Annotated in this window: 13 protein-coding genes; 9 read left to right on the top strand and 4 right to left on the bottom strand. The window is 33.4% G+C overall.

Annotated features, from left to right (window positions below):
- Nucleotides 1–226: 226 nt before the first annotated feature.
- From queE to queC, 3 genes are read right to left on the bottom strand one after another with little or no spacing between them, the layout of a single operon-like run.
- Complete coding sequence (gene queE, locus MUA37_RS10520) at nucleotides 227–943, bottom strand: 7-carboxy-7-deazaguanine synthase QueE (protein WP_021459151.1); 717 nt, start codon at nucleotides 941–943, stop codon at nucleotides 227–229.
- Nucleotides 936–1,361 (bottom strand): 6-carboxytetrahydropterin synthase QueD, encoded by a 426-nt coding sequence (gene queD / locus MUA37_RS10515; RefSeq protein WP_002508906.1) that lies wholly within the window; start codon nucleotides 1,359–1,361, stop codon nucleotides 936–938. The genes queE and queD overlap by 8 nt, the downstream gene beginning before the upstream one ends.
- Nucleotides 1,361–2,035 (bottom strand): 7-cyano-7-deazaguanine synthase QueC, encoded by a 675-nt coding sequence (queC, locus tag MUA37_RS10510; RefSeq protein WP_002508905.1) that lies wholly within the window; start codon nucleotides 2,033–2,035, stop codon nucleotides 1,361–1,363. Before queC ends, queD begins: the two co-directional genes overlap by 1 nt.
- Before the next feature lie 254 nt (nucleotides 2,036–2,289).
- On the opposite strand from queC, the gene MUA37_RS10505 reads away from it, so the two are divergent.
- From MUA37_RS10505 to ltaS, 7 genes are all read left to right on the top strand, one after another.
- On the top strand, nucleotides 2,290–2,883 hold the full coding sequence (locus MUA37_RS10505; protein ID WP_002508904.1) for an anthranilate synthase component II: 594 nt from the start codon (nucleotides 2,290–2,292) through the stop codon (nucleotides 2,881–2,883).
- Nucleotides 2,867–4,009: a chorismate-binding protein gene (locus MUA37_RS10500; RefSeq protein WP_142019812.1), complete on the top strand. Its 1,143-nt coding sequence runs from the start codon at nucleotides 2,867–2,869 to the stop codon at nucleotides 4,007–4,009. The genes MUA37_RS10505 and MUA37_RS10500 overlap by 17 nt, the downstream gene beginning before the upstream one ends.
- Complete coding sequence (locus tag MUA37_RS10495) at nucleotides 4,009–4,617, top strand: aminotransferase class IV (protein WP_142019811.1); 609 nt, start codon at nucleotides 4,009–4,011, stop codon at nucleotides 4,615–4,617. The genes MUA37_RS10500 and MUA37_RS10495 overlap by 1 nt, the downstream gene beginning before the upstream one ends.
- Before the next feature lie 125 nt (nucleotides 4,618–4,742).
- Complete coding sequence (locus tag MUA37_RS10490) at nucleotides 4,743–4,946, top strand: hypothetical protein (protein ID WP_002508901.1); 204 nt, start codon at nucleotides 4,743–4,745, stop codon at nucleotides 4,944–4,946.
- Nucleotides 4,947–4,968: 22 nt separating this feature from the next.
- Nucleotides 4,969–5,676, top strand: a complete 708-nt coding sequence (locus MUA37_RS10485; protein ID WP_002508900.1) for a 5-oxoprolinase subunit B family protein — start codon at nucleotides 4,969–4,971, stop codon at nucleotides 5,674–5,676.
- Nucleotides 5,664–6,668: a 5-oxoprolinase subunit C family protein gene (locus tag MUA37_RS10480; RefSeq protein ID WP_142019810.1), complete on the top strand. Its 1,005-nt coding sequence runs from the start codon at nucleotides 5,664–5,666 to the stop codon at nucleotides 6,666–6,668. The genes MUA37_RS10485 and MUA37_RS10480 overlap by 13 nt, the downstream gene beginning before the upstream one ends.
- 690 nt (nucleotides 6,669–7,358) lie before the next feature.
- A complete protein-coding gene (ltaS, locus tag MUA37_RS10475) occupies nucleotides 7,359–9,299 on the top strand; it encodes a polyglycerol-phosphate lipoteichoic acid synthase LtaS (protein WP_151507955.1) in 1,941 nt (646 codons plus the stop codon).
- 207 nt (nucleotides 9,300–9,506) lie between these two features.
- Here ltaS and MUA37_RS10470 read toward each other — a convergent pair whose 3' ends face one another.
- Nucleotides 9,507–10,325 (bottom strand): ZIP family metal transporter, encoded by an 819-nt coding sequence (locus MUA37_RS10470; RefSeq protein ID WP_103388056.1) that lies wholly within the window; start codon nucleotides 10,323–10,325, stop codon nucleotides 9,507–9,509.
- A gap of 104 nt (nucleotides 10,326–10,429) precedes the next feature.
- On the opposite strand from MUA37_RS10470, the gene MUA37_RS10465 reads away from it, so the two are divergent.
- Nucleotides 10,430–12,319, top strand: coding sequence for an ABC-F family ATP-binding cassette domain-containing protein (locus MUA37_RS10465; RefSeq protein WP_232197670.1), 1,890 nt, complete (start codon nucleotides 10,430–10,432; stop codon nucleotides 12,317–12,319).
- Between the two features lie 13 nt (nucleotides 12,320–12,332).
- Complete coding sequence (gene recQ, locus MUA37_RS10460) at nucleotides 12,333–14,111, top strand: DNA helicase RecQ (protein WP_002508895.1); 1,779 nt, start codon at nucleotides 12,333–12,335, stop codon at nucleotides 14,109–14,111.
- The last annotated feature ends 202 nt before the right edge of the window (nucleotides 14,112–14,313 follow it).

Here is a 14,313-nt window from a genome sequence, read left to right as displayed (position 1 = left end):
ATAATAGAAATTGCTTAGGAGAACTAATATCTAAAGTTTATTTATTGTCAATACGCCAAGAGCTATCGGCAAATTCTTCAACTTTGTTGGCAGTTTTTGGTGCACGTTTAACATGAGCATAAAGGTTATTGTTTTTAGATAAAGTAGTTCATTTTGTACCTTTCTTTAAAAACGATACAACTTGATGTCTTAGTCATCTGAATATATTGAATTTGTACTAAAGTATTTAAACGCCTTTTTTATTACTCCAAAGTAACGTATGAAGTTGAGGTAAGACATAGACGTTATTCATATCAGCACTGCCCATTACACGATTGACCAGTGATTCATATAAAGATAATAGTTTGGAGGTGTGATCAGCTACCTGTTCACCGTCTAAATAAGGATTTCCAACTTGTAAATAGAAGGGAATGTTAGGATATCTGTGATGAATCATTTTTGCAAAGTCGTAATCTTCATCGGTAAAAATAACGACTTTAAGACTTAATGCCTCGTCGTGACATTGTTCAATAACATTGTCTAAGATGGGTAAATTTGGTTTCATTAGTGAACTTGGTGGCTTAGGGCTAATAGTTAAATCATCAATTTGTAGCATCCAAGGTTGGAATTTGCTGCCTTGAGTTTCTAAAGCACTTTGGATGTTTTTGCTATCAAATAGGTCTACTAGGTCTTGAATACCTTTGATTAAAGCTGGATTGCCCCCTGAAATAGTTACATGATTAAATAATTCGCCGCCGATTGCATACAATTCTTCGTAGATTTCTGCTGCAGTCATCATGCGAATGTCTTCTTTTGCACTACCATCCCATGTGAAGCTAGAGTCACACCAACTGCATCGATAATCGCAGCCAGCTGTTCTGACAAACATAGTTTTACGACCAATAACACTACCTTCACCTTGAATAGTAGGTCCAAATATTTCTAACACTGGAATTTTAGCCATTGCGATGCTCCTTTGGACGAAATACTACATAACTCGTTGGAGTTTCACGGACATACACTTGTAAACATTGTGGCTGATTAGTACGTTGGTTAAGGGCATTTTGTATTAATTCATAGATTGTATGTGCTACAACTTCAGTCGAAGGGCTTTTTCCTTGAAATTCAGGTAGCTCATTGAGTAACTGATGGTCAAATTTGCCATGTACTAATTGTTTTAAATCGCTAAAATTAACGAGAAATCCGTTATGATCCAATGTATCACCTGCAATAGTCAAATTCACAAAGTAAGTATGACCATGCGTTCGCATACATTTTCCAGCATCTTCACTAGGTATATAATGAGCGGCAGAAAAGTTAAAGTCTTTATTTAATTCATACATAAAATCATGTGCTACATTCGGATAATTTTGTTGAAACATTAAAGATTCTCTCCTTTAGTCGCTAAATATTGCGTGAGGCCACGTGTTCTCAAATGACAAGCTGGACATTCGCCACAACCTTGACCAATAATACCATTATAGCAAGTAAGTGTTTGGTCTTTAATGTAATCTAAGACACCAAGTTGGTCACTGAGTTCCCAAGTTTGTTTTTTATCTAACCACATTAATGGAGTATGTAAGACGAAATTTTTGTCCATTGCTAAATTCATTGTTACATTCATTGATTTTACAAAGCTATCGCGACAATCAGGATAACCTGAAAAGTCTGTTTCGCAGACACCAGTAATGATATTTTTAATATTTAATTGATAAGCTAAAGCACCAGCGAAAGATAAGAAAAGTAAGTTTCGTGCAGGTACAAAGGTGTTAGGGACACCATCCTCAGCTGTATCGATTGCGAGCTCATGATTAGTTAAAGCGTTTGGAGTGAGTTGTGATAACAACGACATATCTAATACATGATGTTGTAAATTTTGTTCATGTGCAATACGTTTTGCAACGTCAATTTCCGTCTGATGTCGCTGACCATAATCAAATGTTACTAAAGTCACCTCATCAAAGCGTGCCTTTGCCCAAAAAAGACAAGTCGTACTATCTTGTCCGCCACTGAAAACGACTAGCGCTTTACTGTGGTCTAATATATCTTGTGTCATAATTAAGTTTGCTCTCCTTTAAAAGGTAATAGCTAGCAATATTAGAAAAATAGACATAAAAAAACGTCTATCTCTATAAAAAGACAGACGAAAGTGTGTCTAGTTTTTTATAGAGGGTATCAGCTAGAAACCTCTGTTAATTAAATTATACGGAGAATAGAATAATATATTTAAGCTGTAAAAGCAAGTCGATATTTGAGATAATTAAAGTGTCTACAAACCAAAATGTTGTTATGAAAGAGGTAAAAGTTAACATGATAGTTATGATAGATAATAAAGATTCATTTACATATAATTTAGTAGACTATTTAAATAATATGAGTCAGCAACCGATTACTGTTATCGACGTTGATGACTTAAATATAGCTCAATTACAAGCAAGTAAACCAAGTGCCATTGTTATTTCACCAGGTCCTGGTCGTCCAGAAGACTATCCAATGTTATATCAATTAATTCAAACATTTGAACAACAAATACCGATATTAGGCGTGTGTTTAGGTTTCCAATTACTTGTCTCGTATTATGGTGGAGAAATTATACCGAATGTGCGACCAGTACACGGACATGTGGCTGCACTAACGCATACTAATCAGGGCATATTTTATGGTATCCCACAACAATTTAGTGTGATGCGCTATCATTCACTCATGGTCAATAGGCAAACGTTGCCCAAATCTTTAATAATAACTGCAGAAACGAGTGACCATATTATCATGGGCGTGCAGCACCGAGAGCATCCCATCTTTGGTGTACAGTACCATCCAGAGTCCATTTTAAGTCAATATGGGCATAAACAATTACGATTATTTCTTGAAAAGATAGGTGATACAAGTGCAAGTCCATTTTAATTATCGGTATTATTTAGATGATGTTGACTATCAAACTTATAATATGACATTGACTCAATATATTGATAAAGCTGTTGCTCGACAACTTTATCAAGTAGGAGATGTCGTGGCTTTTGCAGAACAGATGCAAGCAGCTGGCTATTACGTTGCGTTGTATTTACCTTACGAAGCGGCACCTTTTTATAATGAAGATATGGCTACTTGTACAGTGCCGTCTTCTTACATCTATGCGGCAGCATATGTATTTGCTGATGCAGTTCAAGGACATCAAATTGAGTCTATACAGCAGACGGAAAATAAACATCAATTTCAATTTATATTGCCAGATGATACGTTAACAACTCATATTAAAACAGTGCAACAAGAAATTGTTAATGGTAATACGTATCAAGTAAATTATACGACACGACTAAAAGCTCCTATACAAGAGCATATTTCTACATTGTATTATCAATTACGATGTCACAATAATGGAAATTATGGAGTGCTACTAGATACAGATGAAATTAAAGTTGCCTCGGCATCACCTGAATTATTCTTTCAACAAGGTGATTTTCAAGGGCATTCGAATATGATTGTAAGTAAGCCAATGAAAGGAACGATTGCACGTGGTGTTACACCAGCAGCAGATGCAGCAAACTATGAGCGTTTACGAAACTCGGCAAAGGATCAAGCTGAAAATGTTATGATCGTTGATTTATTGCGTAATGATATCGCTCGAATTGCTCAAACAGATACGGTTAAAGTGTATAATTTATTTGCTATTGAAATGTATCATACAGTATATCAAATGACATCTATGGTTAGTGGCAAACTACGACCTGCGTTAACATTGAATAATATAATGGCGGCATTGTTTCCATGTGGCTCGATTACAGGTGCGCCGAAATTAAATACAATGAAATATATTAAGCAATTAGAACAAGTGCCTAGAAATATATACTGTGGCACTATAGGTTTATTGTTGCCAGAACAGCGTGCGATTTTTAATGTTCCAATTAGAACATTACAGTATATTGAAAATGAAGCGGTCTATGGTGTGGGTGCAGGTATTACCATTGATTCTGATCCACAAGCAGAAATACAAGAATTTAAAGATAAATCCAAAATATTGGGGAGATTGTAATGATATTATTTGAAACTATGCAATTAGGTGAAGGTCAAATAAAGCGTTTAGCCTATCACAAAGCACGTATTAAACAATCGAGTAAACAGTTTGCATACCCATTTAACGACAAGTTGTGGGATGACACGATTACATCAATCGAAAAGCAATATCCAACACAAATGAAACGCATTAAATTGACATTGGATGAAAGTGGGAAAATGGACTATCAAATATTCCCACTTACAACTAAAAATCACTTTACTGCAAAATTACAGTGTGTGTCTCAACATGTACCTAAAGCATATGTCATTAATAAAACATCACAACGCGAGCATTTACGACACAATCATGAAACGGATTTAATTTTATTATATAATGAAGAAGGTAAAATATTAGAATTTGATATTGGCAATATTGTTATAAAAGAAGATGATCAATGGTATACACCGTCTTATAATGATGACTTCTTGCGTGGGACAATGCGTCAATATTTATTAGAACAGGAAAAAGTGAAAGTTAAAGATTACGATATAGCGTCATTTAAATATAAAGTACAACATGATTTAATTGAAGTAATGTTAATAAATAGTTTACGCGAGGTTGCTGATGTTGAAATTTATCTATAGAATAGGTGAAGTATTGAAGCAACGCGTTTTATAAAGACGCATAGTTATTTTATTAGTTCTTGACGCGTAATTAAGAATACAATGAAAATATAAAGACGTGAATTAGTATAGACTGGAGCTAACAAATGTTAATAATATGGTTAGTACTTATTATAGTGACAACGCTGCTAGTTAAATGGTTACTCACTACAAAACATGAACAGTATACTTGGGGCCTTTCATTTAGTATTCTCGTATTACTTTGTATTTTAGAAATGGTGTTTGTCTATTTTTTTATAGGTACAGTTGTAGATAAAATAATCCAAGGTTTAGAAGTATTTTATAATTAGAAACAAATTATGAGGTGAAGTTATGAAGATTTATAGTCAAGGGGATCAAGCAATTGTCGTTTCTATTGAAAAAGAAGTATCTCAAGATTTAACGGAGGACTTGTTAGCATTAAAAGATTATTTTGTTGCCCACGATTATCCATTTATTACGGAAATTGTACCAACAGAATCCGACATTATGATTTGTTATGATGCACGAGATATGATTAAACATCATAATATTAATTCTCCATTTAAATATATGAAAGATTTAATAGAATCTATCCAATTAGAAATTCGACATGTACCTTCATCTGAAAATGTGACTGAAATTCCAGTTGTTTATGGTGGTGCATATGGTCCCGATTTAGATGCTTTATTAAACTTCTATGATATGGATTTATCTTCATTTATAAAGTTACATACACAAAATAACTATTTTGTGTCGATGATGGGTTATTCACCAGGCTTTCCGTATTTAACTGGAATGGACAAACGCTTATTCGTTAACCATACAGGAAAGGAAAAGACATTTATTCCTGCAGGTGCAGTAATCATTGAAGGTAAAAAAACAGGTATTAATACTACAGATACATATGGTGATTGGTTAGTTATTGGTTATACACCTATAAAATTATTTGATCCACAACAAGAAGATTTCACAAAACTTAAACTCGGTGATAATGTTCAGTTTAAAGCTTATCAACCACATGAGTTAGATTTAGGGGGCTTTAATCCATGTCAATCATAATTGAAAATGCAGGTTTGTTTTCAAGCTTTCAAGACTTTGGACGTCAAGGGTACGAGCATTTAGGTGTTATTAGAGGTGGAGCTTTAGACCCTCTATCTCATGAAATTGCTAATCGTCTTGTGGCAAATGATAAGAATGAAGCAACGCTTGAAATGACTAATAAAATGGCGAGCATTAGGTTCACGGAACCAACGTTAATAGCATTAAGCGGTGGCACGTTTAAAGCAGCAACAGCAAATTTAACTATTTTGCCGAACAAATTATACTTAATGGAAAAAGGTGATGTTTTAACTTTCATTGAAACTAACCGTACTTCAAGAGTGTATTTAGCAGTCGGTGGTGGTTTCGAATTGGACGATTGGTTAGGTTCTACTTCTACGGATTTTAAATCACACATTGGCGGCTTTGAAGGTAGACAATTACAAACAGGTGATGAAATTAATATGAAGCGTGAGTACACTGAACGCCATCACAAACTGTTTGAAAATTTAGAAGAAACGCATCAAACGAATTGGGGCATAGATGGTTACGCACTATCATTTAATTATATGTCAGATGTTTTTCACGTAATAAAAAATAAAGGTACAGATGATTTTGACACTATGGTGTTAGAACGTTTTACTACAGGTGAATATAAAGTTACGAGTAAATCAAATCGTGTAGGAATGGTTGTAGAAGGACAATCTGTGAAAGCTTATTATGATGACATGCCTCCGCATCAATCTGTACAAAAAGGGACAATTCAAGTAAAACGTGATGGCACCCCAATCGTGCTGTTAAATGATCATTACACGTTAGGTAGTTATCCGCAAATTGGAACGATTGCTACGTATCACTTAACGAAGTTAGGGCAAAAACATCAAGGTGAAAAACTGAAGTTCCAATTTATCGATGTGGAAACAGCAGAAATGAATTTAGTAAAATATAGCAATTGGTTAAATCAACTGTTTCATGGTATTGAGTATAGAATGCAATTAGAAATGCTTAAATAGTAAATACGTAAGTTGTGGGCAGACTTTAATAAGTACTTGGCTTATTTGGACTTAAACACTACTTATTAAAATTAATGCGAGAATAATGAAAACACGAAGACATTGTTATAATGTTGCTTCGTGTTTTTATTTGTTAATAAGACTATAGTCCGATTAATTAATAGTAAAACCTACGTATAATTAAATAGCGACTTCAATTTTCGCAATAAAAGCCGAATAAATAATGTTAAAACAAACGGAAACGTTATGCTTTCACTTGAAATTTTGCTGGAATTGCTTTATATTTATTAATTGAACTATATACGTTTTGTTACAAAAAGATTACAAAGCACTCTTGATTGTAAATTGTTTATATAAACTACAAAGAAGATTTTAAATCTAATTTACAGTTGATGTTTAAACTATAAAATTTAAATATTGTGTTAAAATAGTTCACAATAAAATCATGATAATGACATTAATGACAAAATAAAAATGACATATGAGTTATGTTCTTAAATCGACTTTAGAAAATTAATTCAGAAAATATGACAAACTCATGAAGTAACTTCAGCCAAACGCACTATGCGTTGTCTGCGTTATATATTTAATGCAAACAATACATATATTAAATAAAAGTATTTTATTAACTTTTAGGGAATGGAAGATACGATGTCCATCCTATTAAAAAAATTAACGGGGGAAACAATCATGAGTATACACAAGAAAAAATTGACGCTATTTGCGTTTTTTATACTAACAGTGATTACGGTTACGTTAAAAACGTATTTTTCGTATTATGTTGATTTTTCTTTAGGTGTAAAAGGGTTAGTACAAAATTTAATCCTTTTAATGAATCCATACAGTTTAATAGCATTAGTATTGAGTTTATTTTTATTCTTTAAAGGTAAAAAAGCATTTTGGTTTATCTTTATTGGTGGCTTTTTACTTAGTTTCTTATTATATGCGAATGTTGTTTATTTCAGATTCTTTTCTGACTTTTTAACATTCAGTACATTAAATCAAGTAGGTAATGTAGATTCTATGGGTGGTGCCGTAACGGCTTCATTTAAATGGTACGATTTTATTTACTTTGTTGACACAATAATCTATTTGTTTGTTTTAATATTTAAACAAAAATGGTTAGATAAACGTGTGTTTAGTAAGAAATTTGTACCAGTCGTGATGGCAGCATCAATTGCATTATTCTTCTTGAACTTAGCGTTTGCTGAGTCTGATCGTCCGGAGTTATTAACTCGTACATTTGACCATAAATATTTAGTGAAATATTTAGGACCGTATAACTTCACAGTTTACGATGGTGTAAAAACAATTCAAAATAAACAACAAAAAGCTTTAGCAAATGAAGATGATTTAACTAAAGTGTTGAATTACACTAAACAAAAACGCGTAGAACCTAATAAAGAATATTATGGTGCTGCGAAGAAAAAGAATGTTATTAAAATTCATTTAGAAAGTTTCCAGACTTTCCTAATAAATAAAAAAGTTAATGGTGAAGAAGTGACACCATTCTTAAATAAGTTATCTACTGGTAATCAAGACTTTAGATATTATCCAAACTTCTTCCATCAAACAGGACAAGGTAAAACATCGGATTCAGAATTTACGATGGATAACAGTTTGTATGGTTTACCACAAGGTTCTGCCTTTTCATTAAAAGGTGACAATACATTCCAATCGTTACCAGCGATTATGGATCAGAAACAAGGTTACACATCTAATGTTATGCATGGTGACTACAAAACGTTCTGGAACCGAGATCAAATTTATAAACACTTTGGTATAGACAAGTTCTACGATGCGACTTATTATGATATGTCACAAGAGAACTTAGAAAATCTTGGGTTAAAAGATAAAGAATTCTTTAAGGAATCAGCAAATTATTTAGCCAAAGAAAAACAACCATTCTATAGTCACTTGATCACATTAACAAATCATTATCCATTTACGTTAGCTCCAGAGGATCAAACGATAGAATCACCACAAACAGGTGACTCTACAGTAGATGGTTATGTACAAACAGCGCGTTATTTAGATGAGTCTTTAGAAGCCTTTATTACAGATCTTAAGAAAAAAGGTCTCTATGACGATTCAGTAATTATGATTTATGGTGACCACTACGGTATATCAGAAAACCATAATAAAGCTATGGAAAAATTATTAGGTGAAGAGATTACGCCGGCTAAATTCACAGACCTTAACCGTACAGGATTCTGGCTTAAAATACCAGGTAAAGAAGGTACTGTAGATGAAACATACGCTGGACAAGCGGATGTTATGCCGACAATGTTACATTTATTAGGTATTGATACGAAAAATTATCTAATGATGGGTACAGATTTATTATCTAAAGAGCATAATGATATAGTGCCATTTAGAAATGGTGACTTTATCACAGAAGATTATAAATATGTAAATGGAAAAATTTACTCCAATAAAGATAATGAATTAATCACCGAGAAACCTAAAGACTTTGAAAAACATAAACAACAAGCTGAAAAAGACTTAGAAATGAGTGACAGCGTGTTAAATGGTGACTTATTCAGATTCTATGATAATCCTGATTTTGATAAGATAAAACCATCCGAATATAGTTATGAACCAGGCCCTAAAGGGCAAGAAAAACATTAATCATGTAAAAAGCTAAGGTGATGAATATTCGCCTTAGCTTTTTTGTGAATATAGTAATTTTAATAAAAAACTGAGTGTAGCAATCATTTACTTGCTACGCTCAGTTTTTACTGCCATTATTCAATTAATAGCTGTTCATCATAGCTATTAGTGGAAAGGATGATACGCTTATGACTTTTTAAATGTCAGTTATTACTATAGGCAAATTTAACCTAAAGCCACATCTAAAATCATCATAATGGTAAATCCTAACATAAGGCTAAGTGTGGCTAAATCTGTATTTTGGCCAGATTGAGAGTCGGGTATCAATTCTTCTACTACAACGAATATCATTGCACCAGCAGCAAACGCTAATGCATAAGGTAACATTGGTGTAATGATTAATACCGTAGCGGCTCCAATAGTGGCAAAAATAGGTTCTACAATAGCAGAAGCCTGACCATAATTGAAAGCTTTCCAACGTGAGGCACCAGCGGCACGTATAGGCATAGATAATGCTGCGCCTTCAGGGATATTTTGAATTCCGATACCGATGGCTAAACCTAGTGCACCTAAGAATGTCGCTTCACCATTTCCTGAGACAATACCACCAAAAGCAACCCCAATAGACAAACCTTCGGGGATATTATGCAATGTAATAGCCAATACAAGAAGAGTATTTTTGTTAAGTTTGTCTGTTTTAGGACCTTCTTGGTATTGCTGGGCATCTACTGCATTTTGGTGTATGTGCGGAATGATAATATCTAAAGCTCGAATAAAAAAACCGCCTAATAAAAAGCCTATTGCAACCGGTAACCATGATAAATTTGAATCCTCATTATAAGAGATAGCAGGTTGCAATAATGACCAAAAACTAGCTGCTATCATGATACCAGCAGCAAAACCTTGCATAGAATTCAGTATTTTCTCGTTAACGTTTTTGAACACGAAAACGGATGAAGCTCCTAAAGCTGTTAAGAGCCAGGTAATAATACCTGCAATAAGTGCTTGCAGATATGGAGGTAAATCTTGAAAAAATTCAACCATAAGCTAATCTCCTTTGTATCATTTGAACTCAAAAAGGTGTATAATATATGGAACTGAAAATAAGTTTAACAGAGATACTCAGAATTTTCGATATTTAAAGGATGTTGAGCATGGAAGCATATAAAATTGAACATTTACATAAATCGTATGCGGACAAAACTATTTTTGACGATTTACATTTATCTATTTCGGAAGGTGAAAAAATAGGTCTAGTTGGTATAAACGGTACAGGCAAAAGTACGTTACTTAAAGTCATTGCTAATTTAGATGAAGACTATGAGGCTGACATTAATCATCCTAATGCATATCGCATTCGTTATTCATCACAAAAGCAAGAATTTGATGATGATATGACTGTGTTTGAAGCAGTGTTGTCTTCGGAAACAGAAACATTAAAAACAATCCGAACGTATGAAAATGCAATTGCACAATACACTGAACAACAAACAGAAGCTAATTTTCAAATGATGATGCGTGCGCAAGAAGCAATGGACACGCAAGGCGCTTGGGATTATAGTGCAGAAATTAAAACTATTCTATCTAAGTTGGGTATTGTCGAGACGTCGAAAAATGTTAGCGAATTATCTGGTGGACAGCAAAAACGTGTTGGCTTGGCTAAAACTTTAATTGAGCAACCAGATTTATTATTATTAGATGAACCAACTAACCATCTAGATTTTGAATCTATCAATTGGTTAATTAACTTTGTGAAACAGTATCCACACACTGTCTTATTCGTAACTCATGATCGTTACTTTTTAAACGAAGTATCAACACGTATCATCGAACTGAACCAAGGCAAGTTAACTACGTATCCAGGTAACTATGAAAGTTACATTACAATGCGAGCAGAAAATGAAGTAATCGCTCAAAAACAACTACAAAAGCAACAGGCTTTGTATAAACAAGAACTTGCTTGGATGAGAGCAGGTGTGAAAGCACGTACAACGAAACAACAAGCACGTATCAACCGTTTTAATTCGTTGGAACAAGATGTGCAAAATCAACAACAGCAAGATAAAGGATCGCTAAACTTAGCTTATTCTCGCTTAGGTAAGCAAGTATTTGAATTAGACGAAGTGACAAAACAAATTAATAATAAAGTACTATTCGACAGTATTACTGAAGTTATTCAAAATGGTCAACAAATAGGTGTTGTAGGGCCGAATGGTGCAGGTAAAACAACGCTATTAAATATTTTAAGTGGTGAAGATGATAACTTTACTGGTGAGTTAAAAATAGGTCAAACTGTTAAAGTGGCATACTTTAAACAAACAGATGAACGCTTAGACAGAGATATACGTATGATTGATTATTTGAGAGAAGAAAGTGAGACTGCCAAAGAAAAAGATGGCACAACAGTTTCAGTAACACAATTATTGGAGCGGTTTTTATTTCCTAGTGCAACACACGGTAAAAAGTTATTCAAATTATCTGGGGGAGAACAAAAGCGACTTTATTTATTGAAATTGTTAGTACATCAACCTAATGTTTTATTACTAGATGAACCTACCAATGATTTAGATACTGAAACATTAACTATTTTAGAAGATTACATCGATTCATTTGGTGGAACAGTTATTACGGTAAGCCATGATCGCTACTTTTTAAACAAAGTTGCCCAAGAATATTGGTATATTCACGATGGTAAATTAGAACGTATTATAGGCTCTTTTGAAGATTATGAAGCAGTGAAACGAGAACAAGACAAAGCACAAGCAGCAACAGAAAAAGCTAATAATAAAACTCAGCAACAGAATGTAAAAAAGAAGAAAAAAGGGCTATCTTATAAAGAAAAACAAGAATTTGAAACAATACTAGCTAGAATTGATCAAACTGAGGACAGATTGACAACGATTGAGCAAGAAATGATAGAGGCAAGTTCTGATTATGCCAAAATCAAAGAATTAAATGAAGAGCAACAACAACTAGAAAATCAATATGAGAATGATATTGCACGATGGAGTGAACTAGAAGAATTAAATGAACAATGAGGGATTTTAAAACATGGAAACAACTTTATCACATTATTTTGGTTATGAGACTTTCCGTCCTGGCCAAAAGGAAATCATTAGTAAAATCATAGATCATCGCAATGTGTTGGGCGTTTTACCTACAGGTGGAGGTAAATCAATTTGTTATCAAGTTCCAGGTTTGATGCTTGGTGGGACAACAATTGTTATTAGTCCACTCATTTCTTTAATGAAAGACCAAGTAGATCAACTGAATGCTGCTGGGATTAATGCAGCTTATTTAAATAGTAGTATGACTCAAAAACAACAAAAAGCTGTAGAACAAGAGCTATTACGTGGTGAAGTACAATTTCTATATGTAGCACCTGAGCGTTTTGATAATGGGTATTTCGTCAACTTATTACAACAATTGACTATCCCTTTAGTTGCTTTTGATGAAGCACACTGTATTTCAAAATGGGGACACGATTTTAGACCAAGTTACCAAGAAGTTATTCATAAAGTCTTTGCGTTACCTCAAGATTTTGCGATTGTAGCTTTGACTGCTACTGCAACTACAGAAGTGCAAAAAGATATTATGCAACGTTTGAATATTAATAAAAATGATGAGATTAAAACAAGCACTAAACGTCGTAATTTGGTGTTTAAAGTTAATCCAACGTATCAACGGCAAAAATTTGTCCTAGATTATGTTAAAGAACACTCAGATGTTGCAGGGATCATTTATTGTTCGACACGTAAACAAGTGGAAGAGCTTCATGAAGCTTTTCAAGATCAAAATATTCAAAGTACGATTTATCATGCGGGTCTATCAAATAAAGAAAGAGAACAAGCACAAAATGACTTTGTATATGATCGTGTTCGTGTAGTCGTAGCTACAAATGCCTTTGGTATGGGAATTGATAAATCGAACGTGCGATATGTAATTCATTACAATATGCCAGGAGATCTAGAATCCTATTATCAAGAAGCAGGACGTGCAGGTCGTGATGGATTAAATAGTGATTGTATTCTCCTCTTCAGTGAACGAGATATTGGCTTACATCAATATTTTATTTCAGTGTCTAAAGCAGACGATGATTATAAAGATAAAATGGGTGAAAAGCTGACAAAAATGATTCAATACACAAAAACTAAAAAATGTTTAGAGGCCACACTCGTACATTATTTTGAACCTAATGAAAAACTAGAAGAATGTCAGCAATGTAGTAATTGTGTACATGAAAATAAAACTTACGATATGACAGATGAAGCTAAAATGATAATTAGTTGTATTGCCAGAATGAAACAACAAGAAAGTTACAGCGTGATTATTCAAGTATTAAGGGGCGAGACATCGGACTATATTAAATATTGTGATTATGATCAGTTATCAACTCATGGATTAATGAAAGATTATACAACATCAGACTTAAGTCATTTAATTGATGAACTTCGTTTTAAAGGCTATTTAAATGAGCATGATGAAATATTAACGTGCGATGCATCAGTGAAAAAATTATTAAATGCGAATGCAGCAGTCTTTACAACACCATTTAAACGTAAGTCTAAAGAGAAAGTTAGTATTAACACGGTAGAAGGTGTTGATAAAGCTTTATTTGATGAATTAAAATCAGTGCGACAACAACTAAGTGAACAATTAGAAATAGCGCCTGTAAGTATTTTTTCAGATTATACATTGGAAGAATTTGCCAAACGTAAACCTGAATCAAAACAAGATATGATTGCTATTGACGGTGTCGGAAGTTATAAATTAAAACATTATTGTCCTAAGTTTTTAGAAACAATTCAATCTTATAAAGCACAAATTTAGTGCATATATACCGTTAGTTGAAGTACTAAAGGTACAAACAGAAGTTTACAGCAAAACAAGCAGTACATGATCGTCTGCCCATGTGGTTTTGTGATGTAAACTTCTTTTTTTGAAAGAAACTAATAACTTTGACTTGTGTAAATAATTATATTTAAGATGTAAATGAATAGGGAATAGAGCAAACAATGAGGTATAACTACTA

The sequence above is a fragment of the Staphylococcus arlettae genome, from assembly GCF_025560845.1.
Taxonomy (GTDB): Bacteria; Bacillota; Bacilli; order Staphylococcales; family Staphylococcaceae; genus Staphylococcus; species Staphylococcus arlettae.
The sequence above is the reverse complement of the archived record's forward strand: the minus strand, read 5'-3'. Positions and strand labels throughout refer to the sequence as shown.

Excerpts from the sequence above, each read along its gene's own strand:
- queE (WP_021459151.1), bottom strand. The coding sequence starts at position 943 with ATGGCTAAAATTCCAGTGTTAGAAATATTTGGACCTACTATTCAAGGT.
- queD (WP_002508906.1), bottom strand. The coding sequence starts at position 1,361 with ATGTTTCAACAAAATTATCCGAATGTAGCACATGATTTTATGTATGAA.
- queC (WP_002508905.1), bottom strand. The coding sequence starts at position 2,035 with ATGACACAAGATATATTAGACCACAGTAAAGCGCTAGTCGTTTTCAGT.
- MUA37_RS10505 (WP_002508904.1), top strand. The coding sequence starts at position 2,290 with ATGATAGTTATGATAGATAATAAAGATTCATTTACATATAATTTAGTA.
- MUA37_RS10495 (WP_142019811.1), top strand. The coding sequence starts at position 4,009 with ATGATATTATTTGAAACTATGCAATTAGGTGAAGGTCAAATAAAGCGT.
- MUA37_RS10490 (WP_002508901.1), top strand. The coding sequence starts at position 4,743 with ATGTTAATAATATGGTTAGTACTTATTATAGTGACAACGCTGCTAGTT.
- MUA37_RS10485 (WP_002508900.1), top strand. The coding sequence starts at position 4,969 with ATGAAGATTTATAGTCAAGGGGATCAAGCAATTGTCGTTTCTATTGAA.
- MUA37_RS10480 (WP_142019810.1), top strand. The coding sequence starts at position 5,664 with ATGTCAATCATAATTGAAAATGCAGGTTTGTTTTCAAGCTTTCAAGAC.
- ltaS (WP_151507955.1), top strand. The coding sequence starts at position 7,359 with ATGAGTATACACAAGAAAAAATTGACGCTATTTGCGTTTTTTATACTA.
- MUA37_RS10470 (WP_103388056.1), bottom strand. The coding sequence starts at position 10,325 with ATGGTTGAATTTTTTCAAGATTTACCTCCATATCTGCAAGCACTTATT.
- recQ (WP_002508895.1), top strand. The coding sequence starts at position 12,333 with ATGGAAACAACTTTATCACATTATTTTGGTTATGAGACTTTCCGTCCT.